At 49.6% G+C, this 19,468-nt stretch carries 21 protein-coding genes and 1 pseudogene; 9 read left to right on the top strand and 13 right to left on the bottom strand.

From position 1 onward, the window contains the following. Positions 1 to 28: 28 nt before the first annotated feature. A complete protein-coding gene (locus tag P2W74_RS13505; RefSeq protein ID WP_276291995.1) occupies positions 29 to 1,216 on the bottom strand; it encodes a CynX/NimT family MFS transporter in 1,188 nt (395 codons plus the stop codon). Positions 1,217 to 1,315: 99 nt separating this feature from the next. On the opposite strand from P2W74_RS13505, the gene P2W74_RS13500 reads away from it, so the two are divergent. Continuing rightward, positions 1,316 to 2,134, top strand: a complete 819-nt coding sequence (locus P2W74_RS13500) for an AraC family transcriptional regulator (RefSeq protein WP_276291994.1) — start codon at positions 1,316 to 1,318, stop codon at positions 2,132 to 2,134. Here P2W74_RS13500 and P2W74_RS13495 read toward each other — a convergent pair. Continuing rightward, a complete protein-coding gene (locus tag P2W74_RS13495) occupies positions 2,091 to 2,537 on the bottom strand; it encodes a DUF441 domain-containing protein (protein WP_042308914.1) in 447 nt (148 codons plus the stop codon). The two genes, P2W74_RS13500 and P2W74_RS13495, sit on opposite strands and share 44 nt — an antisense overlap. A gap of 203 nt (positions 2,538 to 2,740) precedes the next feature. On the opposite strand from P2W74_RS13495, the gene yoaI reads away from it, so the two are divergent. Further along, positions 2,741 to 2,845, top strand: a complete 105-nt coding sequence (gene yoaI / locus P2W74_RS13490; protein WP_276291993.1) for a small membrane protein YoaI — start codon at positions 2,741 to 2,743, stop codon at positions 2,843 to 2,845. 1 nt (position 2,846) lies between these two features. Here yoaI and P2W74_RS13485 read toward each other — a convergent pair whose 3' ends face one another. From P2W74_RS13485 to yeaG, 5 genes are all read right to left on the bottom strand, one after another. Continuing rightward, positions 2,847 to 3,353: a YbaK/prolyl-tRNA synthetase associated domain-containing protein gene (locus P2W74_RS13485; RefSeq protein WP_276291992.1), complete on the bottom strand. Its 507-nt coding sequence runs from the start codon at positions 3,351 to 3,353 to the stop codon at positions 2,847 to 2,849. A 44-nt stretch (positions 3,354 to 3,397) separates the two neighbouring features. After that, a complete protein-coding gene (gene dgcJ, locus P2W74_RS13480; protein ID WP_276291991.1) occupies positions 3,398 to 4,888 on the bottom strand; it encodes a diguanylate cyclase DgcJ in 1,491 nt (496 codons plus the stop codon). Positions 4,889 to 5,076: 188 nt separating this feature from the next. Further along, on the bottom strand, positions 5,077 to 6,414 hold the full coding sequence (locus P2W74_RS13475; protein ID WP_276291990.1) for a sensor domain-containing diguanylate cyclase: 1,338 nt from the start codon (positions 6,412 to 6,414) through the stop codon (positions 5,077 to 5,079). A 296-nt stretch (positions 6,415 to 6,710) separates the two neighbouring features. Continuing rightward, positions 6,711 to 7,994 carry a YeaH/YhbH family protein gene (locus tag P2W74_RS13470; protein WP_276291989.1) on the bottom strand — a complete coding sequence of 428 codons (1,284 nt, stop codon included), beginning with the start codon at positions 7,992 to 7,994 and terminating at the stop codon, positions 6,711 to 6,713. A 123-nt stretch (positions 7,995 to 8,117) separates the two neighbouring features. Next, entirely contained in the window at positions 8,118 to 10,052 is a 1,935-nt protein-coding gene (yeaG, locus tag P2W74_RS13465; RefSeq protein ID WP_276291988.1) for a protein kinase YeaG, read from the bottom strand. Between the two features lie 445 nt (positions 10,053 to 10,497). On the opposite strand from yeaG, the gene P2W74_RS13460 reads away from it, so the two are divergent. Together P2W74_RS13460 and P2W74_RS13455 are read left to right on the top strand one after the other, a co-directional pair. Continuing rightward, entirely contained in the window at positions 10,498 to 11,244 is a 747-nt protein-coding gene (locus P2W74_RS13460; protein WP_203358052.1) for a MipA/OmpV family protein, read from the top strand. Positions 11,245 to 11,334: 90 nt separating this feature from the next. Continuing rightward, positions 11,335 to 12,189, top strand: coding sequence for an aldo/keto reductase (locus P2W74_RS13455; protein ID WP_276291987.1), 855 nt, complete (start codon positions 11,335 to 11,337; stop codon positions 12,187 to 12,189). Between the two features lie 126 nt (positions 12,190 to 12,315). Here the strand turns inward: P2W74_RS13455 and P2W74_RS13450 are convergent, their stop codons facing one another. Further along, positions 12,316 to 13,200 carry a D-hexose-6-phosphate mutarotase gene (locus P2W74_RS13450; RefSeq protein WP_276291986.1) on the bottom strand — a complete coding sequence of 295 codons (885 nt, stop codon included), beginning with the start codon at positions 13,198 to 13,200 and terminating at the stop codon, positions 12,316 to 12,318. 76 nt (positions 13,201 to 13,276) lie between these two features. After that, entirely contained in the window at positions 13,277 to 14,272 is a 996-nt protein-coding gene (gene gapA / locus P2W74_RS13445; protein ID WP_203358049.1) for a glyceraldehyde-3-phosphate dehydrogenase, read from the bottom strand. A gap of 341 nt (positions 14,273 to 14,613) precedes the next feature. On the opposite strand from gapA, the gene msrB reads away from it, so the two are divergent. Both msrB and P2W74_RS13435 read left to right on the top strand, forming a co-directional pair. Further along, positions 14,614 to 15,027, top strand: a complete 414-nt coding sequence (msrB, locus tag P2W74_RS13440) for a peptide-methionine (R)-S-oxide reductase MsrB (RefSeq protein ID WP_276291985.1) — start codon at positions 14,614 to 14,616, stop codon at positions 15,025 to 15,027. A 41-nt stretch (positions 15,028 to 15,068) separates the two neighbouring features. Then, the gene (locus P2W74_RS13435; protein WP_162379809.1) at positions 15,069 to 15,347 is read left to right on the top strand and encodes a YeaC family protein; all 279 of its coding nucleotides are present in this window, start codon (positions 15,069 to 15,071) and stop codon (positions 15,345 to 15,347) included. Between the two features lie 91 nt (positions 15,348 to 15,438). Here P2W74_RS13435 and P2W74_RS13430 read toward each other — a convergent pair. Both P2W74_RS13430 and P2W74_RS13425 read right to left on the bottom strand, forming a co-directional pair. Next, a pseudogene (locus P2W74_RS13430) lies at positions 15,439 to 15,595 on the bottom strand (chitinase); the annotation flags it as partial. Positions 15,596 to 15,650: 55 nt separating this feature from the next. After that, positions 15,651 to 16,553 carry a DMT family transporter gene (locus P2W74_RS13425; protein ID WP_276291984.1) on the bottom strand — a complete coding sequence of 301 codons (903 nt, stop codon included), beginning with the start codon at positions 16,551 to 16,553 and terminating at the stop codon, positions 15,651 to 15,653. 273 nt (positions 16,554 to 16,826) lie between these two features. Here P2W74_RS13425 and P2W74_RS13420 point away from each other — a divergent pair, with 273 nt between their 5' ends. Genes P2W74_RS13420 through P2W74_RS13410 form a run of 3 tightly spaced genes read left to right on the top strand, consistent with a single transcriptional unit; the run spans position 16,827 to position 17,755 of the window. After that, positions 16,827 to 17,033: a hypothetical protein gene (locus P2W74_RS13420; RefSeq protein WP_276291983.1), complete on the top strand. Its 207-nt coding sequence runs from the start codon at positions 16,827 to 16,829 to the stop codon at positions 17,031 to 17,033. Positions 17,034 to 17,042: 9 nt separating this feature from the next. Beyond that, positions 17,043 to 17,408 (top strand): hypothetical protein, encoded by a 366-nt coding sequence (locus tag P2W74_RS13415; RefSeq protein ID WP_276291982.1) that lies wholly within the window; start codon positions 17,043 to 17,045, stop codon positions 17,406 to 17,408. After that, a complete protein-coding gene (locus tag P2W74_RS13410; RefSeq protein ID WP_276291981.1) occupies positions 17,405 to 17,755 on the top strand; it encodes a hypothetical protein in 351 nt (116 codons plus the stop codon). Before P2W74_RS13415 ends, P2W74_RS13410 begins: the two co-directional genes overlap by 4 nt. 32 nt (positions 17,756 to 17,787) lie before the next feature. Here P2W74_RS13410 and pncA read toward each other — a convergent pair whose 3' ends face one another. Together pncA and ansA are read right to left on the bottom strand one after the other, a co-directional pair. Further along, entirely contained in the window at positions 17,788 to 18,429 is a 642-nt protein-coding gene (gene pncA, locus P2W74_RS13405) for a bifunctional nicotinamidase/pyrazinamidase (protein WP_276291980.1), read from the bottom strand. A 20-nt stretch (positions 18,430 to 18,449) separates the two neighbouring features. Then, positions 18,450 to 19,466 carry an asparaginase gene (ansA, locus tag P2W74_RS13400; protein ID WP_276291979.1) on the bottom strand — a complete coding sequence of 339 codons (1,017 nt, stop codon included), beginning with the start codon at positions 19,464 to 19,466 and terminating at the stop codon, positions 18,450 to 18,452. Between the last annotated feature and the right edge of the window lie 2 nt (positions 19,467 to 19,468).

The raw sequence follows: 19,468 nt of genomic DNA, 5'->3' as shown, positions 1-19,468 counted from the left end.
GGGCAGGTTATGACGCCTGCCCGCAACGTTATTGTGTGGCGATCGCCCGGTCTCGCCCGGCGCAGAGTCCGAACACAGCCATCACCAGAGATAACACCGCCACCACCATCAGCGGAATGTGCCAGTCTCCGCGGGCGTCGTGAATTTTTCCCATCAACGGCGGGCCGCACGCCGCGAGCAAGTAACCGACTGATTGCGCCATGCCCGAAAGCGCAGCCGCCTGGTGCGCAGAGCTGGCACGCAGGCCGATAAAGGTCAGCCCGAGGATCATCGTCGCCCCAGAGCCAAATCCGAACAGCAACGTCCACAGCACTGCCTGCCCCGGCATCAGCCAGATTCCGGCGGTACCCATCGCGCACATTAACGACACCCCGGCGGCAATACCGCGTTGATCGTTAAATCGATGCAGGACCAGGGGGATCAGGAGTCCAGGTGCGGCGGTTGCCAGTTGCAACAGACCGTGAACGGAGCCAGCCTGCGATTCGCTGTAGCCCTGGCTTATCAAAATTGCGGGCAGCCAGCCGATAATCACATAATAAATCAGCGAGTTAATTCCCAGAAACAGCGTGACCTGCCAGGCAAGGGCAGAACGCCAGATTCCGCGGGTGTGCAAAGCCCGGGAAGTACTCAGACTGGCCAGGGCGGTATTGCGCCACTGGGGCAGCCAGAGGAGAAAGGCCAGCAACGGGAAGGCCATCAGCATGAATAGCGCGCCGCGCCAGCCAAAGCCGTGTAGCGCCAACGGCACAACCAGTGCGGATCCGAGTGCGGCAGCAGCACCCATCGTGAGTGAATACGCGCCGGTGAGTTTTGCCACATGCTGCGAGAAATCTCGCTTGATAAGCCCTGGCAACAGCACATTACCAAGGGCAATACCGCAACCGATGATGGCAGTTCCGCTATATAAAAAACAGGTTGAGGGGAGCGAGCGTACGGCGATTCCGAGGCATATCAGTAACATGGCGGCAAACAAGCTGCGCTCCATCCCATATCGACGAGCAATCAGCGCCGCCAAAGGCGAAACCAGCGCAAAGGCCAGTAAGGGTAAGGTGGTCAGGAGACCGGTTTGGGCCGTCGTCAGTCCGTAATCAGTACGGATAGCCTCCAGCAGCGGCGCCGTACCGGTGAAGGTAACGCGCAGCGTGGTGGCAATCATCAGGATACCGGCAATCAGTAAGGCGGTATTTTTGCCGCGTAATGCAGGTGAAAGGGTCATTGTCTTCTCATTGTGTCAGGCGAGGCGCTACCTTACCGTTTTTACAGACTGGATGAATCAAGCTAAAATGACAGATTATCGCTAAAATCGGACAAGTTGATGATTGGTTTGAGACTGGATGGCTATGAGCCCGATCTTCACCACGATGTCGCCGTCGCGTTTTGTATCCGCGCCAGAGAAGACGAACTTTTCAGCCCGTTGCATCAGCACCGTAAGGGACAACTGATCCTCGCCCAGCATGGCGCGATCACCTGCGAAGTTGAAAATGCGATGTGGATGGTGCCGCCGCAGTATGCCGTCTGGATCCCCGGTGGAATTGCGCACAGCAACCATGTTACCGCCGGGGCCGAACTGTGCTTTTTGTTTATAGAGCCAGAGGCGGTAAAAATGCCGGAACGCTGTTGTACGTTGAAAATTGCCCCGCTGTGTCGGGAGCTTATCTTAGCGTTGGCCGACAGATCGGATCTTCAGCGTACAGAACCGACCACACAGCGACTGACGCAGGTGCTGTTTGATGAGCTTCCACAGCAGCCCCAGGAGCAGATGCAACTGCCGGTCTCCGGACATCCGAAAATTCGCCGAATGGTGGCGACGATGGCGCGTGAGCCCGCCCAATGGCAAACGCTGGGGCAGTGGGCCAGTGAGTTTGCCATGAGCGAACGTAATCTGGCTCGACTGGTGGTGAAGGAGACAGGACTCAGTTTTCGTCGCTGGCGTCATCAGTTGCAGCTGATCCTGGCGTTACAGGCGCTGATTGACGGGCAGAGCGTTCAACAGGTGGCGCAAACGCTGGGTTATGACTCCACAACGGCGTTTATCACCATGTTTAAAAAAGGCCTGGGACAAACACCAGGCCGTTATCTGACGGGATTGACTACTGCTTCCCAACGATCAGCGAAACCAGTCCCGCCGCAATAAGCGGACCCACTGGCACGCCGCGAAACAGGGCGACGCCAAGTACGGTTCCCACCAGCAAGCCGGCGACAAGTTGTGGCTGACTGCCCATCAGCGTTACGCCGCGTCCCCCTAACCAGGAGACAACTACGCCTACCGCGATGGCGACCAGTGATTTCCAGTTCACAAAGGAGTGAATCAGCGTGGAGGGGGGAAGTGTTCCGCTGGCGATGGGAGCCATAACGCCAATCGTCAGAATAATAATCCCCACCGTGAGACCCTGTTTCTCAATCCACGGGAAAAAGGTATTCAGCGGGGTAACGCGGACGATAATCAGCACCAGAATTGAAACGGCGACAGTGGTGTTATGGCTAACAAAGCCGAGAGCCGCCAGTCCGAGTAGGATCAGCAGAGTGACATCAAACATCGGGGTTTCCTTGCCAAAAAAAGATAAGCCTGCTTACTGTACGCGTAAATGCGTAGCTGAACAGGCTTTTTTATGGGGTGGTTTTATTTTTAGGCGAATGCCAGAGGCCGATTTTTGAACAGAAGAAGCTGTCATTACAGTGTCATCTATTTGCTCTATCAATAACAAGTGAGCTGTCATTTCTGTCACCACGGGGTGAAACCATGAACGATCACATGTTTATTGAGACGCTGCTGATTACCTCTTCCTTTTTTGCCATTGCCGTCGTTATTGTGATTTCAGTGCTGCTCCTCGAAAGGAGCTATTAACTCATGATGACATGCGACGGAATGTGACCAGCTCTGGCTGGGCGATGCGAAGGTAATCCTCGGTCTTCAGGATGACGGATTTTTCCAGTAAGCCTGCGTTAAACGCGACCTCGCTATAACGTTCGAACAGCAGCGGGTCGGCCACCAGCTTCAGATTGGGATGGAAGCTGAAGGGGGGAATCGCGCCAAAAACGCAGCCTGTCAGTTCATCAACTTCCACCGGGCTAGCAAGGGAGGCGCGCAAACCGCCCAGATGGGTTGCCAGTTGCGCGAGATCGGCCTGCTGATCGGCGGCAAGAATGGCCAGTACGTGCTGGTTTACGCCATTGCCTTTCACTTTGCAGACCAACGCTTTTGCACCCTGGCCCAACGCCGTACCGCGGATTTCAGAAACGGCTTCACATTTGCCCACGGGCGCATGGCTGACCTCGCGCCAGGTTGCCCCTTCCTGTGATAATAAGGCAATCAACCGCTGATGCGTCGCCGTGCCTTTAACAACTTCGGTCATGTTTACTCCTGACTTTGCAGAGAAAAATCAACGCGAAAAGACTATCACGAACGATCCCGCTTTTGCTGCTTGTTGAGGTACAGTTGCGCATCGGAAGCCTGATATGCATCATCAATGGTGTCATTCGTCTGCATGGTATAGATCCCCCAGGAAAAGCTGATCGTTCTTTCGTGGGCGATGATTTGCAGGTTTTGAGCGATCCGCATCGGGAGTGTGTTAGCGGCGTGCGCCGCATAATCGATAAGAATAATGCAGAATTCATCACCGCCAAGACGAATGGCGTAATCGCTTTTACGAATTGATGCCTCAATGGACTTGGCGAGGATCGTAATCGTCCGGTCACCTTCCTGATGCCCTTGCGTATCGTTGATCATTTTCAATTTGTCGCAATCAATGGCGATGAACGTCACTGGCGTTCCTGATTTCACCAGGCGTTGTAAACGTAGCTCAAGGGTGGGCGTTAATATTTTTCGATTATAGAGCCCGGTCATGGCATCGCTGATATTTTCACGCGTGACGTTGTGATACAGACGAAAATGCATTCTGACCATATTCAGTAGCAGCGCAGTGGCCAACAGGTAGAAGGCAAAAAGCTTCCAGGAAGAGACGACAAAGTACATTAAATCGAGGGATAGCGTGACACGCATTCCACCAGGAATGTTATGAACATGGTGAACATACGGGAAGAGATCGCTTTCACTTTGGTGAATAACGATCGTGTTTCCTGATTCGATATCTGCCAACGTCACATTCAGATAACGCCAGACCAGAGGGCGGTCCTGGGTATAAAAAATATTCTTCAGGTTCTCTTGGTTAATGTCTACCATCACCATGCCTTTCAACTTTCCGGATAAATAGACCGGCGTTAAAAAACTCATCACTTTCTTTTGTGTGAGATCGTCGTGATAGATGCTGGAAATAACCGTGCGACCGGTAAATAAATCATCGATATCCTCCCGGTCAATGCCTAAGGTTGCATTTTGCAGGAAAGACCAGTGGTGCATCGAAAATTGACGTGAATTGACCAGATCATAGAAATAGATGTAGTGATTTTTCAGGTCGAAATAATAACGGAATTTATATTCCAGCGTTCCCAGCCCCTGGTTGAAATCCACTTGTTCGCGATTGACGTTCACTGCCTGGTCGAAGGCAGGGAGCAAGAACACGTCATCAAGTTGTTCCGTGCAGCGTTCGGCAGACGTCTGCAACGTGCCGTGTAGCGCAGGGTAATTATGCGCGGTGAGGTTGAGTCCGTGCGTATCGTTGAGGGTCTCAAAGGCAGCGCATAATGCGTTTTTCTCCGCTGTCGTCACAGGCGTTTTCGGTGAGTCGAACGTACGCATTAAATGCGCGGCAATACTCTGATTTTTATATTTATCGTACAGAAAAGAGGAATCCGCTTTCTCGATAATGTAACGCATATAGGCGTTCATCGCCTTGTTACTGGCAATAAGCTCGTAAACCAGGAAAGAAGAGGTCAGGACGATGACGCTTGCGTAGATAAAGTGCCTGAGCGCTTTATGATGCAATTTCATGGTGAATGACACTCCTTACCGATCGGGAACTGCAGATTATCGCACAATGCCCGTTTGTACTCATAATGCAGAAGGTGCTAATTATACTCATGAACAGGATGTGGGACAGCGATAATGAAGAGATAGGCGAAAAAGTAGGAAGGCAATGGTCACACACATTGTGTATGACCATAATTAAAACAGTTCACTCAGGTGTGATTGAGCACCACTTGATTACGGCCATTGTTTTTAGCTTCATAGAGTGCATTGTCTGCCTGAACCATGATATCTGAAGCGCTGTAATCTGGCGTGGTCGCAAAAAAAGCACCTATACTTATTGTCATCGGTTCAGGGACATTATAAATGTTATTTTCTCCGGTGAGCATTTCAACATTTTTACGAATTTTTTCAGCAATAAATCTGGCCTGGGTTATATTAGTATTATAAAGCATAACGCCAAATTCCTCTCCGCCCAGGCGGGCCAGTAGGTCTTCGGAACGAAGGCTTTGTTGTATAATATTAACAATTGAGATGATCACTCTATCTCCCACCACATGTCCCCATCGATCATTGATCCTTTTAAAATGGTCAATATCAAGAAACAAAAGACAAAAGCATGTTTTGTTCCTGGTGTTTAATCGTAACTCGAGTTCATTAAAGAAGTAGCGGCGATTATAGATATTGGTCAGTACATCATGAATGGCCAGTTTGTTTGCTAAGTATAACTCCTTAAATATGTTATGAATGAGAATTGAAATGATGAAAAGCTTACTGGCGACTTCGATCCCCCGACTGATATACCAGACAGTGTAGTTATAATCATCCAGAGCCAACAGTAATAAATTACAACATATTGCTGAAAGGCAAAGCAGGGCAATGTAGGGCCAGAGGTCAGATGCCAGTCGGGTTTGGGTGATGATAAAGAAAAGTAAGAATGACCAGAGACATATAATTATTTTAAGGTAGTTAGCACCCCATGTGACGGCTTCATTTTTTCTGGAGTAATCGACAATAAACCAGCAATAATCTGGATTATAACTGCTCAGATTATGGGCAAGCGCAGGAAAGAAGAAGAACGGGACCAGTGACATTAACAGAACGGCGGTTTTTTTCTTGTTATCGGTTTGGTCTATGTTATTGATGTCTGAACAGAACAGCGCCAGAGAAAGTAAGAAGATAAAACTTAATTGTCGAAAGAGATAAAAAATTGAGATGTCATTTGATTTTATCTGAATTAATGCGCTCTCGATAATCGGTTCTTTGATGATAAAAATCGTTTCTACAAAGTAAACCAGGCTGCTCAGGAATGCTAAGCTCATAATGAGAGTTGAAAAATGACGATTATTGGCAAAATACTTTAAAATCATAAAAATGAAAATTATCGCGTTCAAGAAAAATAGCGCTACGACAACAATAAGATAATTTAATTGCGGTATCGATTTTACGCTGGAATTTTCCTGATATAGCATGGTCATACAAAATAAGATAACGAAAAGTAGCAGGGTGAATAAAAGAATGCTCCGTGCATTTATTTTATGCTTTTCCATAAAAACTCTTGATGGCAATCGATTGTGATGTGGGTGGGATTCTATTGATGATAAAAATGTTCAGTGTTGATTGCGATCAACTATTTTCGCCCAGGGCAGAGACTATTCTCTGATAAAACGGAAAAGATAAATGTCTGATGTGAGTTTTTCCGAATGATAACGTGAGAAATAAATTATGGAGAGGCTTTGGGAATTAACGGACTTGATTATCAACCGGGTGTTTATTAAACCAGCAAGTAAAATAGTCGCTATCAGAAATCAGCCAGTGGCGTTAACCGCTGGCTGATAGTGGATGATTAATCTCTGCTAGTGGCACCCTGCTTATGAAAAAGTTCGCGGAATACCGGATAAATATCATCCTGATCGCGAATATGTTGCATCGCAAAGTTTTCGAAAGTGGTTTGCAGATGCTCATATTCACGCCACAGGGTCTGATGAGCACGACGGGTGATCTCGATATAGCTGTAATAGCGTACGACCGGCAGCAGTTTTTTCGCCAGAATTTCGTGACACAAAGGCGAATCATCCGCCCAGTTGTCGCCATCGGACGCTTGTGCTGCATAAATATTCCATTGCGCGGGATCGTAACGATCCTTCACGACGTCATCCATTAATTTCAGGGCGCTGGAGACAATGGTTCCGCCGGTTTCCTGAGAATAGAAAAACTCATGCTCATCAACTTCTTTGGCCTGGGTATGGTGGCGGATATACACCACCTCAACGTTCTTATATGTCCGGCTCAAAAACAGATACAGAAGAATATAAAAACGCTTGGCCATGTCTTTGGTGGCTTGATCCATGGAACCGGAGACGTCCATCAGACAGAACATGACGGCCTGGCTGGAAGGGTCAGGGCGTTTTTCGTAGTTCTTGTAGCGGAGATCAAAGGTGTCGATAAACGGTACGCGCTCAATTTTTTCCCGCAACTCGGCAATTTCTTTGCGTAGCCGCTCTTCTTCAAGTAACTGTACCGGTTCGCTTTTGCTGGTAGTTTCCAGCGCGGCTTCCAGTTCTCGCAATTCTCTGCGTTTACCGGCCGTCATTGCCGTGCGGCGCGCCAGAGAGTTTTGCAAAGAACGTACCACGCTAATGTTGGCCGGAACACCGTTAGAGGTAAAACCCGCCCGGTGCGTTTTATACTCGGTCAGCTGTCGTTGTTGGTTTTTCTTCAGGTTAGGCAGGGCTAAATCTTCAAAGAGCAGATCCAGATACTCGTCTTTTGAAATCTGAAAGACGAATTCATCCTGGCCTTCACCATCCTGACTGGCCTGGCCTTGTCCGCTTCCTGAGCCGCCGCCACCGCCCTGAGGACGTTCAATGCGGTCATTTTGCACAAAATGATCGTTACCCGGGTGTACGCGATGGCGCAGACCGCCACGCCCCTGATGAAAAATCGGTTCGCTGATATCTTCTGTGGGAATGGAGACGGACTCACCGCTCTCCACGTCGGTGACCGAACGCTTGTTAATGGCCTCGGAGATCGACTGTTTAATTTGCCCTTTGTAACGGCGTAAGAAGCGCTGGCGATTCACAGTGCTTTTATTCTTCCCATTCAGGCGCCGGTCTATAAACCAGGTCATATGCCCCCCGTACTGCATTTGCCAACTTCATGCTACGCCTGTAGCGCCGGATAAGCGGCGCTTACCCGGCCTACGGTTCGCTGTCGTTCCAGACCCGGTAAGCGCAACGCCACCGGGCTGGTTTTATGACGATTTACGTACGCGCAGATACCATTCGCACAACAGACGCACCTGTTTGCGGGTATAGCCTTTTTCCATCATACGGTCGACAAAATCGTCGTGTTTCTTCTGCTCATCTGTTGAGGTTTTGGCGTTGAATGAAATCACCGGCAACAGCTCTTCGGTGTTCGAGAACATTTTCTTCTCAATCACGGTGCGCAGTTTTTCGTAACTGGTCCAGTTCGGGTTGCGACCGCTGTTATGCGCGCGGGCACGCAGAACAAAGTTGACGATCTCGTTACGGAAATCTTTCGGGTTGCTGATGCCCGCCGGTTTTTCGATTTTTTCCAGCTCGGAGTTCAACGACTCGCGATCGAACAACTGACCGGTATCCGGGTCGCGATACTCCTGATCCTGAATCCAGAAATCCGCATAAGTGACGTAACGGTCAAAAATGTTCTGTCCGTATTCGGAGTAGGATTCGAGATAGGCGGTCTGGATCTCTTTGCCGATAAATTCAGCATATTTCGGGATCAGATATCCTTTCAGGAACTCAAGGTAGCGCTCTGCCTGCTCCTGTGGGAACTGTTCACGCTCGATCTGCTGCTCGAGGACGTAGAACAGATGCACCGGGTTGGCGGCCACTTCAACGTGATCAAAGTTAAAGACGCGGGAGAGGATCTTAAACGCGAAACGCGTTGACAGACCGTTCATCCCTTCATCGACGCCTGCGTAATCACGATATTCCTGGTAAGATTTCGCTTTCGGGTCGGTATCTTTCAGGCTTTCACCGTCGTAGACGCGCATTTTCGAGTAGATGCTTGAGTTCTCTGGCTCTTTCAGTCGGGAAAGGATCGAGAAGCGCGACAGTGTTTCGAGGGTTCCCGGAGCGCAAGGCGCATGCGTTAACTCACTGTGATTAAGCAACTTCTCGTAGATTTTGATCTCTTCAGAAATGCGCAGGCAATACGGCACCTTCACGATATACACACGGTCGAGGAAGGCTTCGTTATTTTTATTGTTGCGAAACGTCACCCATTCGGATTCGTTCGAGTGGGCAAGGATAATACCGTTAAAGGGCAGGGCAGAAATGCCTTCTGTCCCGTTGTAGTTTCCTTCCTGTGTTGCCGTCAGCAGAGGATGCAGCACTTTAATCGGCGCTTTGAACATCTCGACGAATTCCATAATCCCCTGGTTGGCGCGGCACAGTGCGCCGGAGTAACCGTAAGCATCAGGATCGTTTTGCGCATGGTGTTCGAGTTTACGAATGTCCACCTTACCGACCAGCGCGGAGATGTCCTGGTTGTTTTCATCACCCGGTTCCGTTTTGGCGATGGCGATTTGTTCAAGAATCGACGGCCACACTTTCACCACGCGGAATTTAGTGATATCGCCACCGAAATCGTGCAGGCGTTTCGCTGCCCACGGTGACATGATGGTGCCGAGATAACGACGAGGAATGCCGTACTCTTTTTCGAGAATTTGCGCGTCTTCCTGCGGATTAAACAGGCATAAAGGGTGATCGTTTACCGGGCTGCGTTCACCGTTTGCGCTCAGGATATAAATCGGTACAAGCTGCATTAAAGACTTCAGTCTTTCAGCGAGTGATGATTTACCGCCCCCTACAGGCCCCAGCAGATACAGGATCTGCTTCTTCTCTTCCAGCCCCTGCGCCGCGTGTTTCAGATATGAGACAATCTGTTCAATCGCGTCTTCCATGCCATAAAACTCTTCAAAGGCGGGATAACGAGCAACCACCCGGTTTGAAAAGAGTCGAGAAAGTCGGGGTTCCTGGGCAGTATCGACCATAATGGGCTCACCAATGGCCATCAATAGCCGCTCTGCCGCGTTGGCATAAGCACTGCGATCTTGCCGACAAGTGGTAAGAAACTCCTGCAGTGTGAACTCTTCGTCCTTGGCAGCTTCATAGCGCTGGCGATAGTGATCGAATATATTCATGGTATGCCGTCCTTTCGTTTTTTAGCACATGTTAAGAGCCGTTCATATGAATAGTAGAGGCTCCCGGAAGAGGTAAACTGAACGACGCCTCTGCTGTCTCGTGTGGTAAAAAACAGCAACTCTCATGCCAAATTGGCGACCAAGAGATCAACGTGCCCGGTGATACACCTTCTTAAAATTAAGCGTAGATGGCATTTGCAAAACTTGCCTGTGCGCGTAAATGAATTTCAATGGCATATCAATAACTCATCCACAAAAAATGCATATTTAATGTAAAGATAAAGAACGAAAATCACGCAGAGTTCATCTGGCTGAAAACGAAATGTCATCTGCTGCTGAAAAATTAGACGGTTACATTTTATGAGTAATAAGTAAAATAGTTGGGTTGAAACGTATTGGCGGTTACACTTTTGCTGCTAAACATTTGAATAAGGAATTATGGATTGTGACCAAACTCAAACTTCTGGCACTTGGCGTGCTTATCGCAACGACGACGAATGTCGCACAAGCTGAAAGCAACCTGACGTTGGGCGCAGGTGTTGGTGTGGTTGAGCACCCCTATAAAGATTACGATACCGACGTATATCCCGTTCCAGTCATTACCTATGAAAGTGAAAATTTCTGGTTCCGTGGTCTGGGTGGTGGATACTACCTGTGGAATGACAATACCGATAAGTTATCGATTACCGCGTACTGGTCTCCGATGTATTTCAAACCGGAAGACAGCGACAACCACCAACTTCGCCAGCTCGACAAACGTAAAAGCACCATGATGGCAGGGCTGTCTTACGTTCATAACACGCAGTATGGCTTCCTGCGCACCACGCTTGCGGGCGACACGCTGGATAACAGCAACGGCATCGTGTGGGATCTGGCCTGGCTGTACCGCTACACCAATGGCGGTTTGACATTAACGCCGGGAATCGGTGTGGAATGGAACAGCGAAAACCAGAACGAGTACTACTATGGCGTCTCGGGCAAAGAGTCTTCGCATAGCGGTCTGCGTAGCTACGACCCGAACGACAGCTGGAACCCGTACCTGGAAATTAGCGCCAACTACAATTTCCTCGGTAACTGGAGCGTGTACGGTACTGCGCGCTATACCCATTTGTCGGATGAAATTAGCGACAGCCCGATGGTGGACAAATCCTGGAGTGGTCTGATCTCCACCGGGGTTACCTACAAGTTCTGATTGTGCATCATTACAGTGCATTTTGTGCATCAAAACAGGGCGCTCGCGCCCTGTTTTGCATTACGGTAGTGCATAACACTGGAGGATACGATGACAGAAAAACAGGTTGTTTTTAGTGGCCAGCTCACACTCCCTGCGGTGGGACAGGGGACCTGGTATATGGGTGAAAAACCCCATCATCGACGGGCCGAGGTGAATGCACTGCGTGCGGGCATTGATTTGGGCTTAACGCTTATCGACACCGCAGAGATGTACGCTGAAGGTGCGGCAGAGGAGGTGGTCGGCGAAGCGCTGGCAGGCGGGCGTGATAAGGTCTTCCTGGTCTCGAAAGTGTATCCGTGGAATGCAGGAGGGCAGAAAGCCATTACCGCATGTGAAGGCAGTCTGCGTCGCCTGAATACCGATTACCTGGATCTCTATTTATTACACTGGTCGGGCAGCTACTCATTTGCAGAGACGGTCACGGCGATGGAAAAACTGATCGCGCAGGGAAAAATCCGTCGCTGGGGCGTTTCTAATCTCGATAATGACGCTATGCATGCGTTATGGCAGGTTGCTGGCGGGAAGCAGTGCGCCACCAATCAGGTGATTTATCATCTGGCTTCTCGTGGGATTGAGTATGACCTGCTGCCCTGGTGTCAGCAGCATCAGATACCGGTGATGGCTTACAGCCCGCTGGCGCAAGCTGGACGTCTACGTAGCGGCTTATTGAACAATCCCGTCATTAATGAGATTGCCCATGCTCACAGTGCGAGCGCGGCGCAAATCCTGCTGGCGTGGGTCATTAGTCATCAGGGCGTGATGGCGATTCCAAAAGCGGCAAGCGTTGAGCATGTGCAGCAGAACGCGGCGGCGCTGAATATTACCCTTTCAGCCAGTGATCTGGCTGCACTGGATAACGCGTATCCGGCCCCGAAGGGGAAAACTGCGCTGGATATGGTGTGATGATGCCGGAATTTCTGTAGGCCGGATAAGATGCGAAAGCATCGCCATCCGGCAAACTATGCCTGATGGCGGTTAATGTCTTATCAGACCTGTGAAAACGACAGAAACACCGGCATCACTTATCCCTTAACGTTTGGCGACGCGGATCGTTTGCGCCAGACGAGAAGGTTTCTCTTCGGTGGTCTTTTGCTGCGCGGTAGCGTACACCGTTTCGACGCAAACAAACGTCTTGTAACCATCATCCGGCATATCACCCATGCTCACGGACAGCGCCGGGCCCGGGTTCCAGCCTACAACGTTGAGGTGGTGATGGTGTACGACGTCAATAGTGCGATTGAGTGCGTCATCGTGAATGACGCTGCAGGGTTGTGGATTCAGGTACACACGGTCAGTCCTGTCCGGGAACGTTTGCACGCCGTCAGCCAGCACATCTTCTTTGGCATCGTTCACTTTATCGATAAAGCGATCGCCAAGGCCACTCACTTTCACTGCCGCGATATCACCGACGTTAAAATAGGTGTGCAGCGCGGACGTCGTTTCAAACTCACCGTGGGCTTCCAGCTCAATCTCGCAGGTTTTCCCCAGTTTAAAACGGGCTAACAGCGTAAAGTCATGCGACCAATACTTGCGGGTGGCGTCGCTGCTTTGCAGTTCAAAGGTCAGGACCACGCCGTTATCGTCTTCGTTGTGCGCTTTCAGCGTCCACGGCAGGTTACGGGCAAAACCGTGAGCAGGCAGCCCTTGCTGTGCTGACGGTCCAAACCACGGCCAGCAAATCGGTACGCCGCCGCGCAACGCGGTGCCTGTTTTGAACGGCGTCGTGTTGCTTAACCACAGAACTTCGTCTTCCCCTGCCGGTTTCCAGGAGAGCAGGTGCGCGCCCTGTAATGCGAAAGACGCTTTTACCTGCGGGTGGTCGACAACGATCACCTCCAGCTCATCAAGCTGGCGGCGGGAGAGGACAGGGGTAATATGTTCGATTATTGGCAGTGCAAAAATTTTATTGATCATCACGTAATCCTTTCTCTTCAGGCAAAAAAAAGAGCGACCGAAGTCGCTCTCTTACAGATTACTGTTTCATCTCAACTTATTTGGAGATGTGAGCAATCAGATCCAGAACTTTGTTGGAGTAGCCGGTTTCGTTGTCGTACCAGGATACCAGTTTCACGAAGTTGTCGTTCAGTGCGATACCTGCTTTAGCATCGAACACGGAAGTGCAAACTTCACCGTTGAAATCGGTAGATACAACGTCGTCTTCGGTGTAACCCAGAACGCCTTTCATCGGGCCTTCAGAAGCCGCTTTGATTGCTTTCTTAATGTCTTCGTAAGAAGCTGCTTTTTCCAGACGAACGGTCAGGTCAACAACGGATACGTTCGGAGTCGGAACACGGAACGCCATACCCGTAATTTTACCGTTCAGCTCTGGCAGTACAACGCCTACAGCTTTAGCAGCACCGGTAGAAGAAGGGATGATGTTCTGAGCCGCGCCACGGCCGCCGCGCCAGTCTTTGTGAGACGGGCCGTCAACAGTTTTCTGAGTAGCGGTGGTTGCGTGAACGGTGGTCATCAGGCCTTCAACGATACCGAAGTTGTCGTTGATAACTTTAGCCAGCGGAGCCAGGCAGTTGGTGGTGCAGGATGCGTTGGAAACGATGTCCTGGCCAGCATATTTGTCAAAGTTAGCGCCTTTAACAAACATTGGAGTTTTGTCTTTGGACGGACCAGTCAGAACCACTTTTTTCGCGCCAGCAGTGATGTGCTTACGAGCGGTTTCGTCAGTCAGGAACAGACCAGTAGCTTCAGCAACTACGTCAACACCAACTTCGTCCCATTTCAGGTTAGCCGGATCACGTTCAGCGGTAACACGGATTTTTTTACCGTTAACGATCAGATGACCGTCTTTCACTTCAACGGTACCGTTGAAACGGCCGTGAGTGGAGTCATATTTCAGCATGTAAGCCATGTATTCAGCGTCTAACAGATCGTTGATTGCAACGATCTCGATGTCAGAACGTTCTTGAGCAGCACGGAAAACAATGCGACCGATACGGCCAAAACCGTTGATACCTACTTTGATAGTCATATATTCCACCAGCTATTTGTTAGTGAATAAAAGGTTGCCTGTAAAATTACAAAAACCTTACGCAGCGTCAAGCGGAATCGTGTCAATCATTGCGACAAATCAATCCTCTGAACAAGCTTTGCACGACTGATTCACCTCACTCTTCCTTTGGGCTTGAAACCACGTGGGGGCGGCGCCCCGAATTTTAAAGGGCAACTCAGATAAAAATGTGATTGCGATCACGAATCACGAGCTGCCATTTCGCCAGGATCAAGTTTAGAACAAAAGTTCGCACTGGGGTGTTAATGTTTTGTTAGAATCGGTTTCGTGATGTGAGTATATCTACAGCGAGACACGAGTAAATGGCTAAGCAACTCTCTCCGGAAGAACTGAAAAAAAATTTGTCGGAAATGCAATTTTACGTGACGCAAAATCACGGCACAGAACCGCCGTTTACCGGGCGTTTGCTGCATAACAAGCGGGGTGGGACCTACCATTGCCTGGTCTGCGATGCCGCGCTATTTCACTCCCAGACGAAGTTTGATTCGGGCTGTGGTTGGCCCAGTTTTTATGAGCCGGTCAGCGAAGAGTCTATTCGTTACATTAAAGATAATTCCCATGGGATGCAGCGTATTGAAATCCGTTGCGGAAACTGTGATGCGCACCTGGGACACGTCTTCCCGGACGGCCCGCAGCCAACTGGCGAGCGTTATTGCGTCAATTCAGCCTCATTAAGCTTTACCGATGATGAAAATGGCGAACAAATTAAAGGTTGAAAAAACGATTCAGCAAATTATTCCAGAGGAGCGGACTTATCATGAACCTTGATGAGATGATCGACAGCATGACACCGGAAGTTTATCAGCGGTTATCCACCGCGGTTGAACTGGGGAAATGGCCTGATGGCGTCGCGCTGACGCCGGAACAAAAAGAGAACAGTCTGCAACTGGTGATGTTATGGCAGGCGCGCCACAATACCGACGCGCAACATATGACGATTGACACTAATGGTCAGATGGTGATGAAAAGTAAGCAGCAGTTGAAAGCCGATTTCGGCATTGTACCGCCGCCGATCGCGACACTGAAAGTGCAGTAACGTTGGTTTTGCCCAGCGGCGTCGACGCTTGCTGGGCCTGTGTACGGGCCAGCCACGCCCGAAAAAGCGCAAAGGCTTTCACATCCACTCAGCTTTTCGGGCTTTCGACATTCGCCCCCACGGCAATGGTCACGCGTTGGCTCTTTGGCAACGTTTCGTGAAGTTCTTTTAACAGGGGGGGGTTCTCTCTCGGCAGGTTGCTTATCCAGCAGATCCCATGCGCCGTTCACCGGTTTATTTCCGTCCATTCGGGAAACGGTTCGCTGTTTTTCGTGACGACTTGCCAAAAATCTCCGTCACGGTTTAGATTTTCTCAGTTGCTAAGTTTTTTGCTGAGCAGCAGACGATGCCAAAAACAATCAAAAGCAGGGTAATGAGATGATAAGTCTCCAGCGTATTGCCGAGGAAAGCGATTCCCATTATCCCGCCAGAAATGGGGATGAGATGCGTATAAATTTCGCTACGTGTCGTTCCTATCAGCGAAACACCTTTGTTCCAGAACACATAAGAAAGCCATGATGGAAAGATAATTAAATAGAGGATCCCGGCTATAACCGGAGGTGAAACCGTGTAAATCATACCGTGGAAGTCTTGCGAAAATGTGGCATGCAGCCAGTACATTGGCACAAGAATGATCGTGCCAATCAGGGAGCTGAAGGCAACAAATGAGGTATTTTTCACCTCTTTATTTTTGAGCCGCAACAACGCGCAGTAAAATGCCCAGCTCAATGCAGACACAATCGTCAGCACATCTCCCCAGCCGAAGGCCTGCAGACTGCTGGCGCCTTTAGCGTTGGAGAACGCAAGAAAGATAACTCCGGCAGTACTGGCAATAACGCCGAGGATATTTCTTCCGGAAATACGCTCCCGGAAAATAAAATAATTGATTAGCAACACCAGGCAAGGTGTGCTGGAAATATAGATGGACGCGTTTAGCGAGGTGGTGTATTGCAGCCCAATATACAAACTGAGAGGAAAACTAACCTGACCAAGCAAAGAGAAGAGGGTATTCATCCTGAGATGACGGCGCAGTGCCGGATAGTCCTGAACAAATGTCTTCCAGTAAAGAGCAAACATCAGCAGCGTCGTGCCCCCCCAGCGTATAAGACTCAATCCGTAGGGATCGACATATTGCACCAGAATATGCCCGACGACATAATTTCCGCCCCAGAAAATGGCAGCCCATGTCAGTAATAAATAAGCCACGGCTAACTCCTTAAATGACTCGCGATACTGCTCCCAGAGCGTGGCGTAAATTGTAAGGGGATAAGATGGCGGTTTTTTGTGACTGAAATCGCAGGGGTTCATTGGCTTTATGAACATAAAAAGCGGTTTTTGCTGTCATGGAGGCAATATGAGGGGAAAAAGGCATCAGCCAACGCCGATGCCCGAATAAAACTTAAGCCTGCGTCTCTTCCCAGTCAGCCAGGGTATACAGCGTTGCCATCTCTGCAGCTGACGTGCAGCATATGACAATGGATGCTGACACGCCAAACCGGTAAATATAGCGTTTGGCATATCACAGGAACTGAGAGTGAAAAAGGGCATTCTTTTTGGGCTGAAAATCTAATAACGTCTTATATCAAAAATGCATATTTTCAATATGCAAGTCCGAAATCAGAAGTTGAAATCGATTCGCCTCATTTTATCATGATGGCTCTTACATTAGATAATAGTGACGGTTAAATCAATGAAATGAATACCATAAAACAATTTTATAATAATTTTGTGAATTGGTTGGCTGGGGGGTATCCTCTTTGTTTTACTTACTGGATAACCGGCGTCATTCTCAACGGAATGATTTCACTGTGCCTTTATGCTATTAATTATCAAATCGGTCATGGGACAATAGAACTAAATACAGGAGAGGTAATTTTTTTTATTATTATATTCCTGAAGGTCGTTTTAGTCCCACTAACTTTATGGGCGATATCTATGAGTATTGGTAACTATGAGGGGTTTTGGGTGTGGCGTGTCCTGGCCATACTGGCAGTCATTAGCGGTGTTTTTAATTACTTTTCATTCTGTGCAGAGATTATTAAGGCATTCGTTGCTGTATGAAAAAAAGAAATTGCAATCCATTTTTTATATGGGTAACGGGTCGCAGTCCTCTGTGGTTCGTATGCTGGGTGACCGGTGTCGCGCCTTATATGACATTGCTCCAGGCGCATCTGCTAATTTATGATTTTTATAGTGAAAAACAGATTGTTCCTCATACAGCAAATCTACTCTTGAGAATTATAGAATTATTATTTTTACTTTATATCCCTGTCAGCCTGGTCGTTATTGCTAATACGGCGATTCAATATCGTAAGTTTCATTTATGGCGCTTTTTCGCATTTCTACTCTTTGCGAAGGGTGGTGAGATTTATTTCAATTTTCTTATGGGGAAATGGCCACTCGGGTAAAGTCATCCCGAGTGGTCAGCAAAACAGGGTATTTACGCCTGCGTCTCTTCCCAGTCAGCCAGGGTATACAGCGTTGCGCCTGCGCTAGACATCTCCATAAACGCCTGTGCGCTGTCCTGCGGCTGAATATTCACCCCCCGGCAGCCGTCGGTGATGACGCTCACCGTATAGCCCAACTGTAACGCATCCAGCACGCTAAACTTCACGCAGTAGTCGGTTGCCAGCCCCATGATAACCAGCTCGTCTACGCCATTGTCACGAAGCCAGGCATCTAACGTCGTTTTCTGGCGGCGCCCGTTATCGTAAAAGGCACTGTAGCTGTCGACCAACGGGTTTTCACCCTTATGGAAAATAGCCGTAATGGCGCGTTGATTGAGCAGGGGGTGTAACGCCGCACCGTCGCTGTTTTGCACACAGTGATCGGGCCAGAAGGTTTGCGCCAGCCCGTCAAGTTGCCCCTGACTGTACGCCTGTGCCTGATGCTGGCTGGCAAAACTCCCGTGATCGGCCGGGTGCCAGTCCTGACTGGCGATCACGGCATCTCCCCGGGATGTACACCAGGCAATAAGTTGGTTAGCAACCTCTACCGTGCTGTCCCCTTCAGGAACCGCCAGTGCGCCACCGGCACAAAAATCATTCTGCAAATCGACCAGTAACAAAGCCCGGTTCGTCATTTCGTCCTCCTGAGGGCGACTCAGTCGTTCGGCGTCAGTTCACCGCGAAGGTTTTGTGTCATCGCGGTGCGAATGGTTTGTGTGTCTAATCCCTGGCTCAGTAAGTAATGCAGTTTGGTCAGCGTCGCCTCAACGGTCATGTCGGCACCGCCAATCACCCCGGCGTGCGCCAGCGCGTTACCCGTGGCGTAACCGCCCATGTTCACTTTGCCGGACATACATTGCGTAAGATTGATTACGACAATACCCCGCGAGCTGGCGTCTTCCAGCTCTTTTAGGAACTCTTTGTTTTGCGGTGCATTTCCCACGCCGTAAGAACGCAGAATCAGCGCTTTTACCGGCTGGCGCAGGAAGTTACGCACCACATCGGCGGAAATTCCCGGATAAATGGTCACCACGCCAATCGGCTGCGGCGTGATCGGATGAACCAGCAATGCACCTTCGCCGTGCGGTGCGGGCGGCGTGCCCAGCCGACGAATATGGATCCCGGCTTCCAGCAATGGCTGTAGATTCGGGGAAGCAAAGGCATCAAAACCGTCTGCGTGCGCCTTGGTGGTGCGATTACCGCGAAACAGGCGATTATTGAAAAAGAGCGTCACTTCGTTGATCGGGTAATTCGCCGCGATATACAGCGCATTCAGCAGATTGATTTGACCGTCTGAACGCAACTCCGCCAGCGGGATTTGTGACCCTGTCACTATGACCGGTTTGCCCAGATTCTCCAGCATGAAGGAGAGCGCCGAGGCGGTAAACGCCATGGTGTCAGTGCCGTGCAAAATGACAAAACCATCGTATTCGTCGTAATGCGCTTTGATGTCTTCGGCAATGTGCTGCCAGTCTTCCGGCGTCATGTCGGATGAATCCATCAGTGGTGCATATTCATGGATGGTGAAGTCTGGCATTTCAGGCCGATGGAACTCGGGCATCAGCGCCAGTTGACGTTGAAGATGACCGGAAACAGGAATGTAGCCTTGTTCTGAACGCTGCATACCAATGGTACCGCCAGTATAAGCAACGTAAATCGATTTCTTCTGCATGA

Origin of the sequence: Citrobacter enshiensis, assembly GCF_029338175.1 — a bacterium.
Lineage (GTDB): Bacteria > Pseudomonadota > Gammaproteobacteria > Enterobacterales > Enterobacteriaceae > Citrobacter_D > Citrobacter_D enshiensis.
This window is presented reverse-complemented; position numbering and strand designations above follow the sequence as displayed.